This is a genomic window from Pseudoalteromonas sp. MTN2-4 (assembly GCF_042848605.1).
In the GTDB taxonomy this organism is placed as follows: Bacteria; Pseudomonadota; Gammaproteobacteria; order Enterobacterales; family Alteromonadaceae; genus Pseudoalteromonas.
The window spans coordinates 1,018,936-1,034,407 of sequence record NZ_BTGK01000001.1; the positions used below are offsets into that span (position 1 = coordinate 1,018,936).

Genomic DNA, 15,472 nt, shown 5'->3' on the forward strand with positions numbered 1-15,472 from the left:
CTAGATAGCCCTTTTTTAATGAGTTTGAAAACAGGCTTTAGCGCGAAAAATCTAACTTTAAACGCGTGCTAGATTGCCCGCTTGCCCAGTATTTACGCTCAAACGGCGTGATGGCAGTGTCACTCTCATAAGCTTCAACGGCAACTGGGTGGCCAGCTAATTCTAACGCTCGTGCAAACTCTTTAACGTAAATATCCCAATTAGAGCGCACTTCTAAGATACCGCCTAGCTTCACAATAAATGGGAAGACGGGGGCACCATGCCAACGTCTACCAATATGCTTGGCTTTAGGCCAAGGGTTTGGATATAACAAATAATGATGCGTTGGCTGCCAACCAGCTTCTAGCGCAAGGCGCCAAAAGTCGTTTAAATCAGCCTGAACTAAAATATAGTGCCCTGATTCAGTTTGCTTATATTCCACATCATGTTTATCTAAGCGATGCGACGACTTATCGATACCAATCACCAAGGCATCTGGGTGCAGCTTAGCTAAGTTGGCGGTGCTTTCACCTACTCCGCAGCATGAGTCTAAAATCAAAGGTCCGTTAAAAGCCTGAACCTTTTCATTGACCTCATCAAACGCTTTTTGCGTATGTTCGGCAATGGGCTTTTTAAACTCTGCCGCTAGGTGTTTTTGTACTATTTCATCGAGCTTTTCATGTAGCCCAAGTTGGTTTGAAACAATGCTTCTCGAATTTGCTTCGCTCATCAGTGACGTAACCCTATCCCACGGCGAATTAATGTCAGTGCCGTAATAAATAAACCAGTAATTAGCACTAATAATACCGCAAATGAGGTGTAAATACTGACATCTGACACACCTAAAAAGCCAAATCTAAATGCGTTCACCATATAAATGATCGGGTTTGCTTGCGACACACCTTGCCAAAACTCAGGCAACAGCGTGATAGAGTAAAATACCCCACCTAAGTATGTCAGTGGCGTCAGGACAAACGTTGGGATAATACTGATGTCATCAAAGCTGTTTGCATAAACGGCGTTGATAAGGCCACCTAACGCAAAAACCGCCGATGTCAGTACCACAGTGGCAATGATCACAAACACATTATGAATTTGAATATCAACGAAAAACAAAGACACAATTGTGACGATTAAACCTACTAGCATGCCACGAGCCATACCGCCGCCCATGTAACCAAGCACAATAATGTAATTTGGCACAGGTGCAACTAACAGCTCTTCAATGCTCTTTTGGAATTTAGTCGAATAGAAGCTTGATGCCACATTTGAATAGGAGTTGGTGATCACCGACATCATGATCAAACCAGGAACAATAAACTCCATATAGCTAAAGCCGCCCATCTCGCCAATGCGCGAGCCGATTAAACTACCGAAGATCACAAAATACAGCGTCATGGTGATCGCAGGTGGCACTAAGGTTTGCACCCAAATACGTAAAAAGCGGATACATTCTTTTATCCAAATACTTTTTAACGCGACTGAATAACGACTTAAACTCATGCTTCACGCCCCTGCTCTAGTAAACTTACAAACAATTCTTCTAATCGGTTGGCTTTATTTCGCATACTCAGCACAGTATTACCTTGCGCTGATAACTGTGAAAACACCTCGTTTAACCCTTGAGATTTTGCCACTTCAACCTCTAATGTGTGGTCGTCACTCATAACGAACTCATAACCCTCTAAGATAACGGGCTTCACAGGTGACTGTAAGTCGAGCACAAAGGTTTCTTTGTCTAACTTAGCAAGTAAAGCTTTGATTGTGGTGTTTTCAACAATCGTACCTTGGTCGATGATGGCGATGTTTTTACACAATAACTCCGCCTCTTCAAGGTAGTGAGTTGTCAGAATAATCGTTACCCCCTGCTCGTTGATTTCACGTAAGAAATCCCACATTGAGCGACGTAGTTCAATGTCTACACCCGCGGTTGGCTCATCTAAAATAAGCAACTTAGGTTCGTGCATTAATGCGCGCGCAATCATCAAGCGACGTTTCATACCACCCGAAAGCGTACGCGCTTGCTTGTCTTTCTTATCGAACAGGCCCAGCTTTTTTAAATATTTCTCGGCACGCTCATGGGCAAGTTTACGTGGCACACCATAGTAACCCGCTTGGTTCACTAAAATTTGGTTCAGAGTTTCGAACTGGGAAAAGTTAAACTCTTGCGGTACAAGACCTAGTTCTTGTTTCGCGTCTTCCAGTTTTGTATCAATTGAATGACCAAAAACTTCAACTGTGCCTGCGGTTTTATTTACCAATGATGAGATGACGCCAATGGTGGTTGATTTACCTGCACCATTAGGGCCAAGCAGCGCGAAAAAATCGCCCTGCTCTACTTGCAAGTCGATACCTTTTACCGCCTCGACGCCATTTTTATAGACTTTGCGTAAGCCTTGAATATTTAATGCGATGGTCATGTTATTTGTGGTCTCCATAACCCCAACGTTTAGTGAGTGTATGTTCGATATTAAGGTGGTCTAAAATTCGCGCCACCATAAAGTCGACAAGATCTTCGATTGATTCAGGCTTATGATAAAAACCCGGAGCCGCAGGCATGATGGTCACGCCCATCTGACTCAGCTTGTGCATATTTTCTAAGTGAATTGAGCTAAATGGCGTTTCGCGCGGTACTAAAATCAGTTGCCCACGCTCTTTAATCACCACATCAGCCGCACGTTCTAATAGGTTATCCGATGCGCCTACCGCAATCGCCGATACAGAACCAGCGCTACATGGGCAAACCACCATTTTTTTCGGTGCCGCCGAACCAGAAGCCACTGGGCTAAACCAGTTATCTTTACCAAATACTTTTACTTGCTCAGGCCCAGCTTTTACCAGCTCACTTAACTGTTCAGTACATTTTTGCTCATTGCCAGACAACTTTATGTTCGATTCGGTATCAAGCACCACACGCGCAGCGCTCGAAATAAGCACATAGACTTGGTAGTTCATTGCCACCAGCACTTCGAGTAGACGAAGACCATAGGGTGCGCCCGATGCGCCACTAAAAGCCAGAGTGATGGCCTCTTTATACTGTTTCATTTTTAAACCTTTAAGCTCGACGTTGGCAACCTAGCTAAATTTAGCCTGCAACGCTGCCAATAATTTTTTATGGATACCCGCAAAACCACCATTACTCATGATAAGAATATGCTGACCAGCTTGTGCATTTGCACACACCTTCTCAATAATAGACTCAATCGTGCTATCGCACTCTCGCCCTGCTTCTTGGGCTTGGGCCTTCAGCGACCAGTCTAACCCTTCAGGTTCGAATAAATATGCTTTATCAGCTTGTTCAAGTGACGCCAACAAGGTTTGTTTGTGTACGCCCATTTTCATGGTGTTAGAACGAGGCTCTAAAATAGCAACGACCTCATCACTGCCTACTTTGGCTTTTAAGCCTGCCAAAGTGGTTTTAATTGCAGTTGGGTGATGTGCAAAGTCGTCGTAAATACGAATACCAGCTACTTCACCGATCAACTCCATGCGGCGTTTTGGTGATATAAACTCAGCTAAGGCATCAATCGACACATCTACTGGAATGCCCACATGGCGTGCTGCGGCAATGGTCATCATGGCGTTTTTCACATTGTGCTCACCAATTGCGTCCCACTTCACAACCCCTTGTACTTCACCGTGTAAAAGTACTTCAAATTGCGAGCCGTCAGCTGAGAGTAAGTGATAATCCCAATCGCCTTTTAAAGTTTCTTGTTCACTCCAAAAGCCGCGCTCAACCACCTCTTGCAAGGCAATATCATCTGCCGGATAAATGGCTTTGCCTTTACCCGGTAAAGTGCGAATAAGATGATGGAATTGCGTTTGAATGGCGTTTAGATCCGCAAAGATATCAGCATGATCAAATTCCAGATTGTTCATGATCAGCGTACGAGGCAGGTAATGTACAAACTTACTGCGTTTATCAAAAAAGGCTGTGTCGTATTCGTCAGCTTCAATCACAAAAAACGGCGTATCACTCACGCGTGCCGACACCCCAAAGTTTTGCACTATGCCACCAATTAAAAAACCAGGGCGCAAACCTGCGTATTCTAAAACCCAGGCCAACATACTCGCCGTTGTGGTTTTACCGTGTGTGCCCGCCACAGCAAGCACCCAGCTGTCGCGCAGTAAATGATTCTTTAGCCACTCAGGGCCTGAAGTGTAATTTAAGCCTTGCTCTAACACATACTCAACGCATGCATTACCACGGCTCATGGCATTACCAATCACCACCATATCAGGCACTGGATTTAGCTGTTTAGGATCGTAACCTTGAGTGAGCTCAATACCTAACTCTTCAAGCTGAGTACTCATAGGTGGATAAACGTTTTGGTCTGAGCCTGTCACTTTATAACCCAAAGACTGAGCAATGGCCGCAATGCCGCCCATAAATGTGCCGCAAATACCTAAAATATGAATGTGTTTATTATTGTTGTTGCTCATAAACCAAGACCTTGGGTGAAGAATATATGGTTTGCCATATTACTTTATTTAAACTTAATGTGGGCAAAATGAATAAAAAAAATGCCAGTCTTAGACTGGCATCTTCTATCTTATATTTGTACCTATTCTCTCAAACAAACGCATTTATAACAGCACATAGAACAGGTTCAAACTCTAAGTATTTCGTATTGTACGTAGGCGGCAAACATATGAGACCCATGAGCATAGATTTCCTATGTGATTGGGCGATATATGTGAAGCCAACACCCGTACGATACGAAAGACGACGAGTATTAGGCTACGCCGTACTGGTCGCGGTACGCCTTAACTGCTTCTAAATGCTCGCCCATTGAGCCTTGCTCTTCTAGGTAAGTAATTAGGTCAGCAAGTTTCACGATTGATACCACTTGTGTACCAAAATCACGTTCAACTTCTTGAATTGCAGATAATTCAGCTTTACCTTTTTCCTGACGGTCTAAGGCAATTAAAACACCTGAAAGATCAGCACCTGCTGCAGCAATGATTTCCATTGATTCACGAATTGCAGTACCCGCTGTGATCACGTCATCAACTAACATGATACGACCTTCAAGTGGTGAACCTACTAAGCTGCCGCCTTCACCGTGGGTTTTTGCTTCTTTACGGTTAAAGCAATACGGTACGTCTTTGTTGTAGTGATCAGCCAGTGCAACTGCAGTCGTTGTTGCAATTGGAATACCTTTGTACGCAGGGCCAAATAGTAAGTCATATTCAATGCCAGCATCTTCAAGTGCAGCTGCATAAAAACGACCTAAACGCGCCAGATCACGACCTGTATTGAACAGACCCGCGTTAAAGAAATAAGGGCTAGTACGGCCAGATTTTAAAGTGAACTCACCAAACTTTAATACCTGCTTCTCTAGAGCAAACTCAATAAACTCTTTTTGATATGCTTTCATGTCAACTTAACCCTACTTAAATTATGCCAATGCTTGTTTTTGAATATCGATGATTTCGCGGATTGAATGCTTCGCCAAACCTAGCAGCTCATCTAATTCTTCAAATGAGAACGGTTCGCCCTCAGCTGTACCTTGTACTTCAATCAGCTTGCCTGTTTCTGTCATGATCACATTCATGTCAGTTTCAGCTTCTGAATCTTCTAGGTATTCAAGATCAGAAATCGCTTGGCCTTTGTAAACACCCACAGAAATTGCTGCAATCATAAACTTCAGCGGGTTATTGTTGATCATGCCTTTCGCACGCATGTTAGTCAGCGCATCAACCAATGCCACACATGCACCGCTGATAGATGCCGTACGCGTACCACCGTCAGCCTGAAGCACATCGCAATCAATTGTAATGGTGTTTTCGCCAAGCGCTTTTAAATCAACCGCTGCACGAAGCGCGCGCGCGATTAAGCGTTGAATTTCCATTGTGCGGCCGCCTTGCTTGCCTTTCGCTGCTTCGCGGTTATTACGCGTATGAGTAGAACGTGGCAACATACCGTATTCAGCTGTGATCCAACCTTTACCTTGGCCTTTCATAAAGCGAGGTACACCGGCTTCAACCGTTGCTGTACAAAGTACTTTTGTGTTGCCGAACTCAACCAGCACAGAGCCTTCGGCGTGCATAGTATAGTTACGGGTAAAGGTCACAGGCCTAATTTGATTTGCTGTTCTTTCACTTGGACGCATCCACGTTCCCCTATATTCAAAATTTTCAATATTATAAAGGGTCATGCGTTATCTTGCCACGGACATTTGTGTTAATTCGAGCTATAACTTACTCTCAACAAAAATGATGATTTTGTGACTGGGCAGAAATTGCACTTCAAACTGACCAGCCCTGTGGCTATAATGCCATCGGTTTTAATTTTATGATTTTAGGAATCTTTACATGATCCACAGTATGACCGCCTACGCACGCCGAGAAGTTAAAGGTGAATGGGGCACAGGGGTTTGGGAAATCCGCTCAGTTAATCAGCGTTACCTAGAAACCTTTATCCGAGCACCTGAACAATTTCGCGGTATGGAGCCGGTAATACGCGAACGCCTTCGCAAGCACCTACAACGCGGCAAGGTTGAAGTATTCTTAAAGTTTGCAGCCAACCCAGCCCATGTTGGCGAATTGTCTATCAACGAAACTCTGGCACAACAGCTAATTAAAAGTGCCCAGTGGGTTCAGTCGCAAAGCAATGGCGACCAAGCGGTAAGCACCATTAACCCAGTTGATATTTTACGTTGGCCGGGCGTAATGGAAGCCGAAGAAATCGATTTAGACACAGTAAACAGCGAGCTACTTGCTGGTTTTGATTTACTGGTTGAAGATTTCAAAGCCGCGCGCGCAAGTGAAGGTGAAAACCTTGAAACCATGATCACGACACGCCTTGATGCCATCATCGATCAAGTGGCGATTGTTGAAGGTCATATGCCAGAAGTGGCTAAATGGCAGCGCGACAAGCTAACTAGCCGTTTAGATGAACTTAAAACAGACATCGACGAAGGCCGCCTTGAGCAAGAACTTATTTACCTTGCACAAAAACAAGACGTCGCTGAAGAGCTAGACCGTTTGAAGTCTCACGTTAAAGAAACAAACAAGATCTTAAAGAAAGGTGGCGCATGTGGCCGTCGCTTAGACTTTATGATGCAAGAGTTTAACCGTGAATCAAACACCCTAGCGTCAAAGTCAATCAACACAGAGATCACCAATGCAGCGGTTGAACTTAAAGTGTTAATTGAACAGATGCGCGAGCAGATCCAGAATATTGAGTAACACTCATCTGGGGTATAGTCTAAGTAATAAGGCTATACCTCAATCTATTTCAGCTACTCACTAATTCAGCATACACTTGCAGCTCACCATTTATATCTTGCCAAGAGTTAATTAAAGAAAGTTGCTCCGCTTTTAACAGTTTAAATTCAAAATGTTCTTCATACGTCTTACTAATTGGTTTATTTAATTTCAAAGGCTCAGGGTAAAACTCAAACTGCCAATAGAAGTGTGTTTCTTGGCTATCTTTTCCAGAAATTGAAAAGTCAATTTGGTTCCGAGGTAATAACTTCACATGTTTGACGCGGTACAGGTAACGCCCATATTGTTCAGTATCATTTTCTGCATCTCGAACAGTCAAAACACAATAACGAATTTCCCGAATAATATTGCGATGAACATTTTGCCTGTTCGTTGCTACTAGCTGCGTATGGTACCCTGCTAATTGCCCTATTCTGGCTTGCATTAGGTACTGATTGGTTCTACCAAGTTCGTTAATAGGTGCCACCATTGTCAAGCCAAAATGTCGTATTGGATTAACACCATATGGAGCAATACGCGCGGTGTCTTCTATAAAATAGTAATCTACATTGCTAGAACTAGCATAGTTATGACCTTTTTTAGGGGCGCCTAAAGCATTTTCTAGGTATTGCTTCAACCAAACATTATGCTGCTGCTCTGCCACTCCACTTGGTAACAATGCAAACGCACCAATGCCAATTTCGTTAATGGCATCAGAATATGGGTTATTTTGTACATTTTGATCAGTAAAAAAGCCAGGGTACAACGCAAACGCGCCTTTTACTGGGCGACTTTTTGATGGGGCTTCAAACTGGTGCTTGGTTTGATGAATGATTGCGTCCCGATAGCGGTGCATCTGGTTGATTGCATCGATAGGTACACCATCCATGTTTTTAAACTGCTGACTATCAATACGATATTTGGCATCAAATAGTATAAAAAAGGATTCATTATTCGCTAGTGTAGCGCGGATCACAATATCGGGTTTGTGAGTTCCTAACCATGTGCGGTTTGCATCCCCTTTGGGATTAAACTTTGGCTCATGCGCGATTTCCAATCGCATCCCATCGCAATGACGAACCAACTCGAAAGCAGATGCCATTTCATCCTTCGGATTGTCGTTTATAAATTGTCGATGTTTAATCTCTCTAGCTGTTTGAGTTAATTCAACAAAACCCAACACTTTAACCAAGGAAAGTACTTCGGTAAAACACCAAACCTCATAAACTTCAGCAACTGATTTTACCGCTAAGTTTGCATCGCCTCGGGATTGCTCAAGATAATATTTTAGCTGTTGCCAAATCTGATAAACCTTCGCATAACCATTCGCCTGCTGCAATACTTTAGAGCTCGATGCTAAGCCCTCGAATTTCCCTACTTCTCGCCACATCGAATGTTTTAATGCGCACTCAACTGAGTGTTGCCAACTCTGTAAATGAAGTAAAAACGACTCAGAAAAGTTACTCTCTTTACCAGCATAAAAACCTAAAATATGTGTCAGCTTACTTTTAGTCTGCTGCAAAATATACTTAACAAACCGATTTTCAGGCGTATCTAATGCCAACTTTTGTGATGTCACCGCAATTTTTACATTGGCACGTTTAGAAGCAATCAGTTCGTTTGCCTTTTCTTGTTTTTTGACAGACAACGCACCTTTAAGTCGATCAAGGCCAATTGAGCGTGAAGTAGACTGTAATCGGTTATGAGGCGATACTAAAATGTGTTTAACCGCACGGTTAAATTGCTCAACCAAACGTTCAAATTGTGCGAGCCAAAATAACTCAAAATGCGCCCGTTTGTTACTTGATTTTGTATGCTGCTGCGTGGTTTTTCCCGAAACTGCATAACGCCAAAGAGGGTATATTTCATCAAGCTTTTGATTCATTAGCTGCAAATCATGCTCAATGATCATCTTAGTCGCGAACACAGTAAAACAAAGGCTAGACGAAAATATCTCTTCACCTTTACTGTATTCGATTGTGAGCTCACAGCGGCCAACATCATTACCAAAATTCAGCATAGCTTGTAACGCATTACGTCTAGGGCTTTTTGAAAAACTTTGTTCAAGTAATCGATATTTATGGGTGATGTTCGTTGACTGCGGATTTACGCTGTCTTTGAATTCTATTTCTACCCAATAAGCCTTGTTCTCAAAGAAAAACACCTGTTCTAGTACACCGCCATCTAAACAACTAAATGGCTTTTCATCTAAAAAAACAAAACAACCATGCGGTGCATTTAACCCACGGTATTCATAGGTGTTGGCTAATTTATTACGCAGCGCTCCAAGCTTGTCGCTGGTAATAAAAATATCAAAATCATCGTGCGAGTAGGTAATTATCTCTCGTTCTGTGTAAGCCATCTCTTTTGCACTTCCTTATCGCGGATTAAAGATTAAGGCCAGAAAGAGCAAAAGCCATTGTTGAGTTGCTTATTCATCCATTCGAGCTTTGTTTTGCTACGACAAGGTATATTCAGCACAGTCTCCGTATCGCCTTCTTTGCATTGCAATAAGTCTGGGCGCAAGTTAACAACCTCTGGTGTTGGCCAGATCTGATTTAACTCCGTTTCTAACACGTCCATCAACGCAACCAGTACATTGTTGTTATCTGCTGCGACTAATTTATCTTCATCCCCTTCAATACGAGGTAAGACTTTACACATTAAAAAGTCATCAAACACAGCCGCTAACTCCTTGGGGGTCTTAGGCGAAAACGCAATCACGCTTAAACACAGTTCATTAAAGGCTCTAAATGCCAGCTCAAAAGGGGTTTGCTTTAATACATTATTGATAGCTTTAAAAAATGCTTTGGTTTGTTCAGCATCATTATCTGCTCCAACATTTTTAAAGTCCTCCAATTTTGCGTGGCTTGTTACCGGATAACTCAACCTTTTAGCTATTGTGCGCCCACCTTCTACAAAGAACTCATCAATGTTATTTGGAAAAAACTCACCAAAATCAAAGCTCAGCGCTCGGTCAATTACCTTGCGTGAAAAGCCGTGAGTGGTTTCATCCATATTCACTGTGCCCGCAACAAGCAGGTTAAACGGAATACCTAAGCCATATTGGCAAATATGTGCCCACAGCTCATCGTATTGCGCGTTATCAAAACCTAGCGCTTCGCGTAGCTTTTCTTTGTCAGCAACTTCCTTAATGGTGGCGGGTTTTAATAGCGCATCACAGCTGTAGGTAAAGCTTTCACCTGTCCAACACCATTCGCGGGTTTCCAGCACCGATAAATAATCAGCAAAATATTGCTCAACAGGCGCAAGGTTCATTTCATCCAAGCACAACCAATGAGACAATACCTGCCCAAGCGCATCACGCTCACCTGTAACCACTAAACGCTCGCCTTGGTCTTCGCTCTCTTGCACTTCAACGGTTAAGTTACTATCCTCAATGGCGCGCCAAGCTTTAGCTATAAACTTCAATACATCGGTAGTGATGTATTCCGCAGCGCCATTTAGGCGTGAAATATATCCGAGTAAATCACTCGGCTCATGCCAGTCAGGGCGCACCGAGGTTAAACAATAAGTTTCAGCAAACTGCCCCGAGGTTTTTGCTTGCTCACGCACAAAACGGGTTTTACCTGTACCTGAGATGCCAGCAAGAAGCATGAAGGATTTGGGCATTTTAATACTTGGTCTTGTTATTTCTCTCGAAGGTATTGGATTGGATAATGTATCGAAATACGTTCGAATTTCATCATATAAGTCTTTATTTTGTACAAGCGAATACACCAAGTCACCAAAAATGCTGGATGAGGAGTTTGGTAAATTGACCATGGTTAAAACAACTGAACCGAAGCAATCTTCATTTGAGCGGACGCTTATCTTACCGGTATCACTTTTATTGAAGATTGATTTTCCACCGAGTCTATATTCGTTTTTCTCACCTTTTTTCTTTGGAAAAGATATAAATTGAGCAAGCAGTTTAGCATCTTGTCCGTTTAGAAAACCCAATGCCAGTAATTTAGCTTCAATCTCTTCTACATTTTCAGAAAATAGGTCTATCAAACTCATTGATGTTCTAATTTCATCCAAGACGTTAAAGTAGGCTATAACATCGAAAGCTGCATCATAGATTTCACATGCAAATCGGAAAATCTGATTTGGCATTACAGCGTAATTTATTGCACTTGTATTAGAAAATGCAGTGTAAGGATTAACAGTAAGTTTTCCTGATAAAATTCGCCCTTCTATCTTATCCCTGAGATTTCTGGGTAGTTGAATTTCTTTCAGAGTATTGGTATTCACTACAGCATTAGAGCTGTTACCACTATATTTCCTTAAATCGATTAACATTAAGCATCCTTATAGATATTCTGATATGCAATTTGCTATTGCGTCTATAACATCAACAGTCACACTATTACCAAACTGTTTATATGCTTGAACTTTTGAAGTACTTGGTTCAAATTCATCAGGAAACCCTTGCAATCGAGCAGCCTCTCTTGGGCTAATCTTCCGAGGATTTTTTCCAACCTGATCAATCAATACTTCACTACCATCTTTGTAATATCTTGCTGAGATAGTATTAGTGTACGGTGACTCTTCCGTAACTAAGCCAAAACCAAAGCCCTTACCATTTTTTTTGTTTTCAATTTTTCTACGTTGATGGCCTTCCCATAATCTATCAGAAATAGTTAATTTAGGATCTGGGTTTTTCTCTAACTTATCACCAACTTTAACTTCAATGCCTAGTGGTTTTGGGTACTCAAAACTTTTAACTTCGCCGTCACGCCATAGAACGATATATATGCGCTGCCTATTTTGCGGTACTCCAAAATCCACTGATTTAAGAACCATTTCTTTGGCTAAGGCTTGGATTTCCTTTGTAGAACCATGTTCAATAACACTTTTCGGGATATTACAGCTATATCCTATTTTGGTTAGCGTTTTTAAAATTACTTTGAGTGTGTAGCCTTTATCATGGCTAATTAAACCTTTCACATTTTCAAGCAACGCAAACTTAGGCTTTTTCATTTCTAGAATATTGGCTATGTCATGAAATAGAGTACCTCGGGTATCTTCAATCCCTAGTTTAAGGCCTGCATGCGAAAATGGTTGGCATGGGAAGCCAGCCAAAAGAACGTCATGATCAGGGATTTCATTTGCGGGTATCTTTGTAATATCACCAAATGGAATCTCGCCATGATTATTTTTGTAGGTTTGCTGAGCATGCTTATCAAATTCGGAAGAAAAAACACAAACGCCGCCGTTTTGTTGAAAACCGAGTCGAACCCCACCGATCCCTGCGAATAAGTCGATAAAACGAAAATTAGCGTCCAAACTAGGTTTTAGCTTTAAAGCACCAAACACATCATTAAAGAACGAGTTACGCGTTGTGTATAAATCAGCTTGCTGTAGCAAGCTGATTACACGTTCTTTGAGTTGTTCTGGCTTACTGATTACTGGATTACAGTAAAACTTGCTATCGGTCGCAATGGCGTGTAACCATTGGTCAATTACCGCTGCAATATCACTGTCTTGTGGCACATGCTCAAGTGCTAATGGCTTGATAATTTCTTCGGCTTGTAAAAGGACGTTTGCTTTATTGTTCATTATTAACTACTACTAAAAATTCTTGATGGATGGCTTTAGGGCGAAGCGTATTTTTTATACTTAGCATTTCAACTAGGTTGTACTTACCCAATGTTTTCAGTGTTCTTGATACATTACTGACCGCTCTACCTGTAAGTGTAGCCAGCTCAGTCACCGATTGCGGCTGTTGCTGGGCAATCACTTTTAAGAGTTGCTGGTTTTCTTTTGATAGTACACTAGCTACTGATTTCAGTGAGTCGAACCAGATATCGACGGGATAATTAGGATCAGGCGTTTGCCCTTTAATGCCAATAACGCAGCGCGATTGTTTTGCATTTTTCATTTCTTTACTCGTATAACTTACTAGAATCGTTTGCTAAATAGATTCCCTGCAAGTAATAAAACAACTCTTAGCCAAACATAAATACTGTACACTTATACATAGCCATCACATCTTATCAGCTGTTGATAATAGCGCAAGAGGTTTTCAGTTATGAAAATTACAATCACAGTTTATAATTTGTTGCCATAGCTCTTAAGTCAGTCAGCGTCTTTCTCATGCACACCTCTACCACCAGCACATTTAAAGCCAATCCAATCAAACGGTCATAGTCGTGTAAAACACTAATTGCTATCTCTCCAACCGGGCTCGCAACATCGATAAACAAACTTAAAATTACTTCTAAAAATAGTGGTGTTACCACAGCTAAAGTCACTGCGACGGCACGTGTCATCCATACCTTGTGGGCGACGATGTTTTTCTTCATTGCAAATACAATAGCTGTACTGAAGCTAATGCAAATAGCGATGGCGACAATCACCAAGGATATAAAACGCGTACCTAAGTCTGTTGGTGAAAATACTAGGTGCATCCACACGCCAGATATTGCCACTAAGCACGCAGACACAACGGCCAAGCGCCCCATTACTCTGTGCATCTTAGGTCGAGTTATGCGTAATCGAGTTGAGAACTGAGTGGGTAATGAAAAGAAGAAAACAATGCCGCTTACCCCATGCACCAAAATTGCAGCCGGAAGTTCAAAGTAACGGGCATTAATCAAACCTGATGCCTCTGCGATTGCATCAGGACCCAGTAAAACCAGCGTTACGATAAAAATTGCAGGTATAGCGGGCAGGCCAATTAAAAAGAATAATAGGCTGACTGCTTTCCAATTACTTGGTATTTTTTTGTACGTACTAGAGGTTGAATCAGCATGATTTTTTGAGTCTAAGAGTTGCAGATCTTGTTGCTTATTATTTGATATGTGTGTGTTCATAACATTGCCTTGTTTCTCGTTGTGCTTGAGGCAATCTTGTAATATCAATGCTAATGTGTCGTTCTAGCCTATTGATTAAGACTTTGTCGCAGACCTTAATCTAAATAGGCATGAGAAATAGAACACCATGAAGAAAAAACTAACCAACTGTAAAGTAAGGATAAAAAAGGATTACTTATATGCCAGCCGCTGAATTAAATTTACTGGCAATTAATATTGCGACTTTGAGCGTATTATTCTTTAGCGCTAACTTACTGGTTGTTCGAGCCGACAAAAACCATACTTATTTTCCGCTCGCTTTGAGTTTTATTGGTATCGCGATTGTCATTTCACAGCCAAGCCTCAAAGTACTCGCACCCGCTTTACAGCTTTCAACCTTAACGCTGGCATTACCCGCTTTATTAATTATCGCGCCCTGCTTTTGGCTATATGTAAAAGGCTTAACACACAGTGCGCCTTGGCGATTTAAAAAAGTCGATGCGCGGCATTTGGCTCTACCAGGGCTTGGGTTATTGATTAGCTTTATCACCTTTTTGTTGCCCGCAGATATTCATTACAACCTGCTTGGCAAAGGCGACACAGCGATACTAGAACAGAAATCGGCACTGTTTAGAAACTTTATCTATGGATTACTAATTATTACTTTTGTGCTGGTGTTGGGCTGGATTGCACAATCAGCGTTCTACTTGATTAAAATCGTCAAGCGATTACAACGCTACAGAACTCAATTAAAGCAGGTATTTGCTTCAACTGAAGCCAAAGAGATCAGATGGTTAAGTGGTTTACTGCTGTTTGTAGGCGTTGCTTGGGCTATCGCTGCAATCAATTTATTACTCGATAATTTGTTTATCGCCAGTGAATATACACAAGATATTTTTCAGTTTGTTTTGCTCATTACAGTTTGCTTTGTCGCCACTTGGGGATTAAGACAAAAACCAGGCTTTGAAGAGCTATTTTCTAACGAGTCGGTCGATGTTGAATATCAAGCGTCTTTAGCTATGGATAATGAAAACAGCCAAGTTAAAGAATCTGAAAATATTTCCTCCCAAAAATACAAACGCTCAGCTCTCACTGCGGAAAAGGCAGAAAATATTGCGAAGAAAATTGAAGTGGCGATGACCTCAGAGCAGCTTTATTTAGATGCTAACCTCTCTTTACCAAAACTTGCCAAACACATTCACACGTCGCCTAACTATATTTCGCAAACGCTAAATGAAACCTTAGCGACTAACTTTTTTGATTATGTGAATCATAAACGCATTGTAGCTGCACAAAAGTTGCTATTAGAGTCAGAACTAACGGTTTTAGATATTGCCATGCAAGTGGGCTTTAATTCTAAATCAGCGTTTTATAGTGCATTCAAAAAACATACTCAGTTAACGCCCAGCAGTTATAAAAAGCAAAATTTAAATCAATAGTAGAAGATTACATTGCAATTAGAGCAAGCAAAGTTAAAGCAG

14 protein-coding genes are annotated in these 15,472 nt (G+C 41.7%); 2 read left to right on the forward strand and 12 right to left on the reverse strand.

Translation table 11 applies throughout. The features are described 5' to 3' along the window. Positions 1-37: 37 nt before the first annotated feature. The 7 genes from ACGHEH_RS04860 to rph form a co-directional block, all read right to left on the reverse strand. Entirely contained in the window at positions 38-709 is a 672-nt protein-coding gene (locus ACGHEH_RS04860; RefSeq protein WP_390442275.1) for a tRNA (guanine(46)-N(7))-methyltransferase TrmB, read from the reverse strand. Then, positions 709-1,482: an ABC transporter permease gene (locus ACGHEH_RS04865; protein WP_138477977.1), complete on the reverse strand. Its 774-nt coding sequence runs from the start codon at positions 1,480-1,482 to the stop codon at positions 709-711. Before ACGHEH_RS04865 ends, ACGHEH_RS04860 begins: the two co-directional genes overlap by 1 nt. Beyond that, a complete protein-coding gene (locus tag ACGHEH_RS04870) occupies positions 1,479-2,399 on the reverse strand; it encodes an ATP-binding cassette domain-containing protein (RefSeq protein WP_390442278.1) in 921 nt (306 codons plus the stop codon). The genes ACGHEH_RS04865 and ACGHEH_RS04870 overlap by 4 nt, the downstream gene beginning before the upstream one ends. A gap of 1 nt (position 2,400) precedes the next feature. After that, positions 2,401-3,024 (reverse strand): flavin prenyltransferase UbiX, encoded by a 624-nt coding sequence (locus ACGHEH_RS04875; protein ID WP_390442281.1) that lies wholly within the window; start codon positions 3,022-3,024, stop codon positions 2,401-2,403. Positions 3,025-3,054: 30 nt separating this feature from the next. Next, a complete protein-coding gene (gene mpl, locus ACGHEH_RS04880) occupies positions 3,055-4,422 on the reverse strand; it encodes a UDP-N-acetylmuramate:L-alanyl-gamma-D-glutamyl-meso-diaminopimelate ligase (RefSeq protein WP_390442284.1) in 1,368 nt (455 codons plus the stop codon). Between the two features lie 293 nt (positions 4,423-4,715). Next, positions 4,716-5,360, reverse strand: coding sequence for an orotate phosphoribosyltransferase (gene pyrE / locus ACGHEH_RS04885; RefSeq protein WP_058031001.1), 645 nt, complete (start codon positions 5,358-5,360; stop codon positions 4,716-4,718). A gap of 21 nt (positions 5,361-5,381) precedes the next feature. Next, positions 5,382-6,095 carry a ribonuclease PH gene (rph, locus tag ACGHEH_RS04890; RefSeq protein WP_058031002.1) on the reverse strand — a complete coding sequence of 238 codons (714 nt, stop codon included), beginning with the start codon at positions 6,093-6,095 and terminating at the stop codon, positions 5,382-5,384. 202 nt (positions 6,096-6,297) lie between these two features. Between rph and ACGHEH_RS04895 the strand changes: the two genes are divergently transcribed. Continuing rightward, positions 6,298-7,173 (forward strand): YicC/YloC family endoribonuclease, encoded by an 876-nt coding sequence (locus ACGHEH_RS04895; RefSeq protein ID WP_390442288.1) that lies wholly within the window; start codon positions 6,298-6,300, stop codon positions 7,171-7,173. 49 nt (positions 7,174-7,222) lie between these two features. Here ACGHEH_RS04895 and ACGHEH_RS04900 read toward each other — a convergent pair whose 3' ends face one another. The 5 genes from ACGHEH_RS04900 to ACGHEH_RS04920 form a co-directional block, all read right to left on the reverse strand. Further along, positions 7,223-9,553: a DUF2357 domain-containing protein gene (locus ACGHEH_RS04900; RefSeq protein ID WP_390442290.1), complete on the reverse strand. Its 2,331-nt coding sequence runs from the start codon at positions 9,551-9,553 to the stop codon at positions 7,223-7,225. A 32-nt stretch (positions 9,554-9,585) separates the two neighbouring features. Beyond that, positions 9,586-11,496: a restriction endonuclease gene (locus ACGHEH_RS04905; protein ID WP_390442292.1), complete on the reverse strand. Its 1,911-nt coding sequence runs from the start codon at positions 11,494-11,496 to the stop codon at positions 9,586-9,588. A gap of 9 nt (positions 11,497-11,505) precedes the next feature. Then, entirely contained in the window at positions 11,506-12,756 is a 1,251-nt protein-coding gene (locus ACGHEH_RS04910; protein ID WP_390442295.1) for a DNA cytosine methyltransferase, read from the reverse strand. After that, complete coding sequence (locus ACGHEH_RS04915) at positions 12,746-13,078, reverse strand: helix-turn-helix domain-containing protein (RefSeq protein ID WP_390442298.1); 333 nt, start codon at positions 13,076-13,078, stop codon at positions 12,746-12,748. The genes ACGHEH_RS04910 and ACGHEH_RS04915 overlap by 11 nt, the downstream gene beginning before the upstream one ends. Positions 13,079-13,241: 163 nt before the next feature. Further along, on the reverse strand, positions 13,242-14,012 hold the full coding sequence (locus tag ACGHEH_RS04920; RefSeq protein WP_390442300.1) for a DUF2306 domain-containing protein: 771 nt from the start codon (positions 14,010-14,012) through the stop codon (positions 13,242-13,244). 179 nt (positions 14,013-14,191) lie between these two features. Here ACGHEH_RS04920 and ACGHEH_RS04925 point away from each other — a divergent pair, with 179 nt between their 5' ends. Next, the gene (locus ACGHEH_RS04925; protein WP_390442303.1) at positions 14,192-15,430 is read left to right on the forward strand and encodes a helix-turn-helix domain-containing protein; all 1,239 of its coding nucleotides are present in this window, start codon (positions 14,192-14,194) and stop codon (positions 15,428-15,430) included. Positions 15,431-15,472: the final 42 nt, after the last annotated feature.

Excerpts from the sequence above, each read along its gene's own strand:
- ACGHEH_RS04860 (WP_390442275.1), bottom strand. The coding sequence starts at position 709 with ATGAGCGAAGCAAATTCGAGAAGCATTGTTTCAAACCAACTTGGGCTA.
- ACGHEH_RS04895 (WP_390442288.1), top strand. The coding sequence starts at position 6,298 with ATGATCCACAGTATGACCGCCTACGCACGCCGAGAAGTTAAAGGTGAA.
- ACGHEH_RS04865 (WP_138477977.1), bottom strand. The coding sequence starts at position 1,482 with ATGAGTTTAAGTCGTTATTCAGTCGCGTTAAAAAGTATTTGGATAAAA.
- rph (WP_058031002.1), bottom strand. The coding sequence starts at position 6,095 with ATGCGTCCAAGTGAAAGAACAGCAAATCAAATTAGGCCTGTGACCTTT.
- ACGHEH_RS04915 (WP_390442298.1), bottom strand. The coding sequence starts at position 13,078 with ATGAAAAATGCAAAACAATCGCGCTGCGTTATTGGCATTAAAGGGCAA.
- mpl (WP_390442284.1), bottom strand. The coding sequence starts at position 4,422 with ATGAGCAACAACAATAATAAACACATTCATATTTTAGGTATTTGCGGC.
- ACGHEH_RS04920 (WP_390442300.1), bottom strand. The coding sequence starts at position 14,012 with ATGAACACACACATATCAAATAATAAGCAACAAGATCTGCAACTCTTA.
- ACGHEH_RS04925 (WP_390442303.1), top strand. The coding sequence starts at position 14,192 with ATGCCAGCCGCTGAATTAAATTTACTGGCAATTAATATTGCGACTTTG.
- ACGHEH_RS04875 (WP_390442281.1), bottom strand. The coding sequence starts at position 3,024 with ATGAAACAGTATAAAGAGGCCATCACTCTGGCTTTTAGTGGCGCATCG.
- ACGHEH_RS04905 (WP_390442292.1), bottom strand. The coding sequence starts at position 11,496 with ATGTTAATCGATTTAAGGAAATATAGTGGTAACAGCTCTAATGCTGTA.
- pyrE (WP_058031001.1), bottom strand. The coding sequence starts at position 5,360 with ATGAAAGCATATCAAAAAGAGTTTATTGAGTTTGCTCTAGAGAAGCAG.
- ACGHEH_RS04910 (WP_390442295.1), bottom strand. The coding sequence starts at position 12,756 with ATGAACAATAAAGCAAACGTCCTTTTACAAGCCGAAGAAATTATCAAG.
- ACGHEH_RS04870 (WP_390442278.1), bottom strand. The coding sequence starts at position 2,399 with ATGACCATCGCATTAAATATTCAAGGCTTACGCAAAGTCTATAAAAAT.
- ACGHEH_RS04900 (WP_390442290.1), bottom strand. The coding sequence starts at position 9,553 with ATGGCTTACACAGAACGAGAGATAATTACCTACTCGCACGATGATTTT.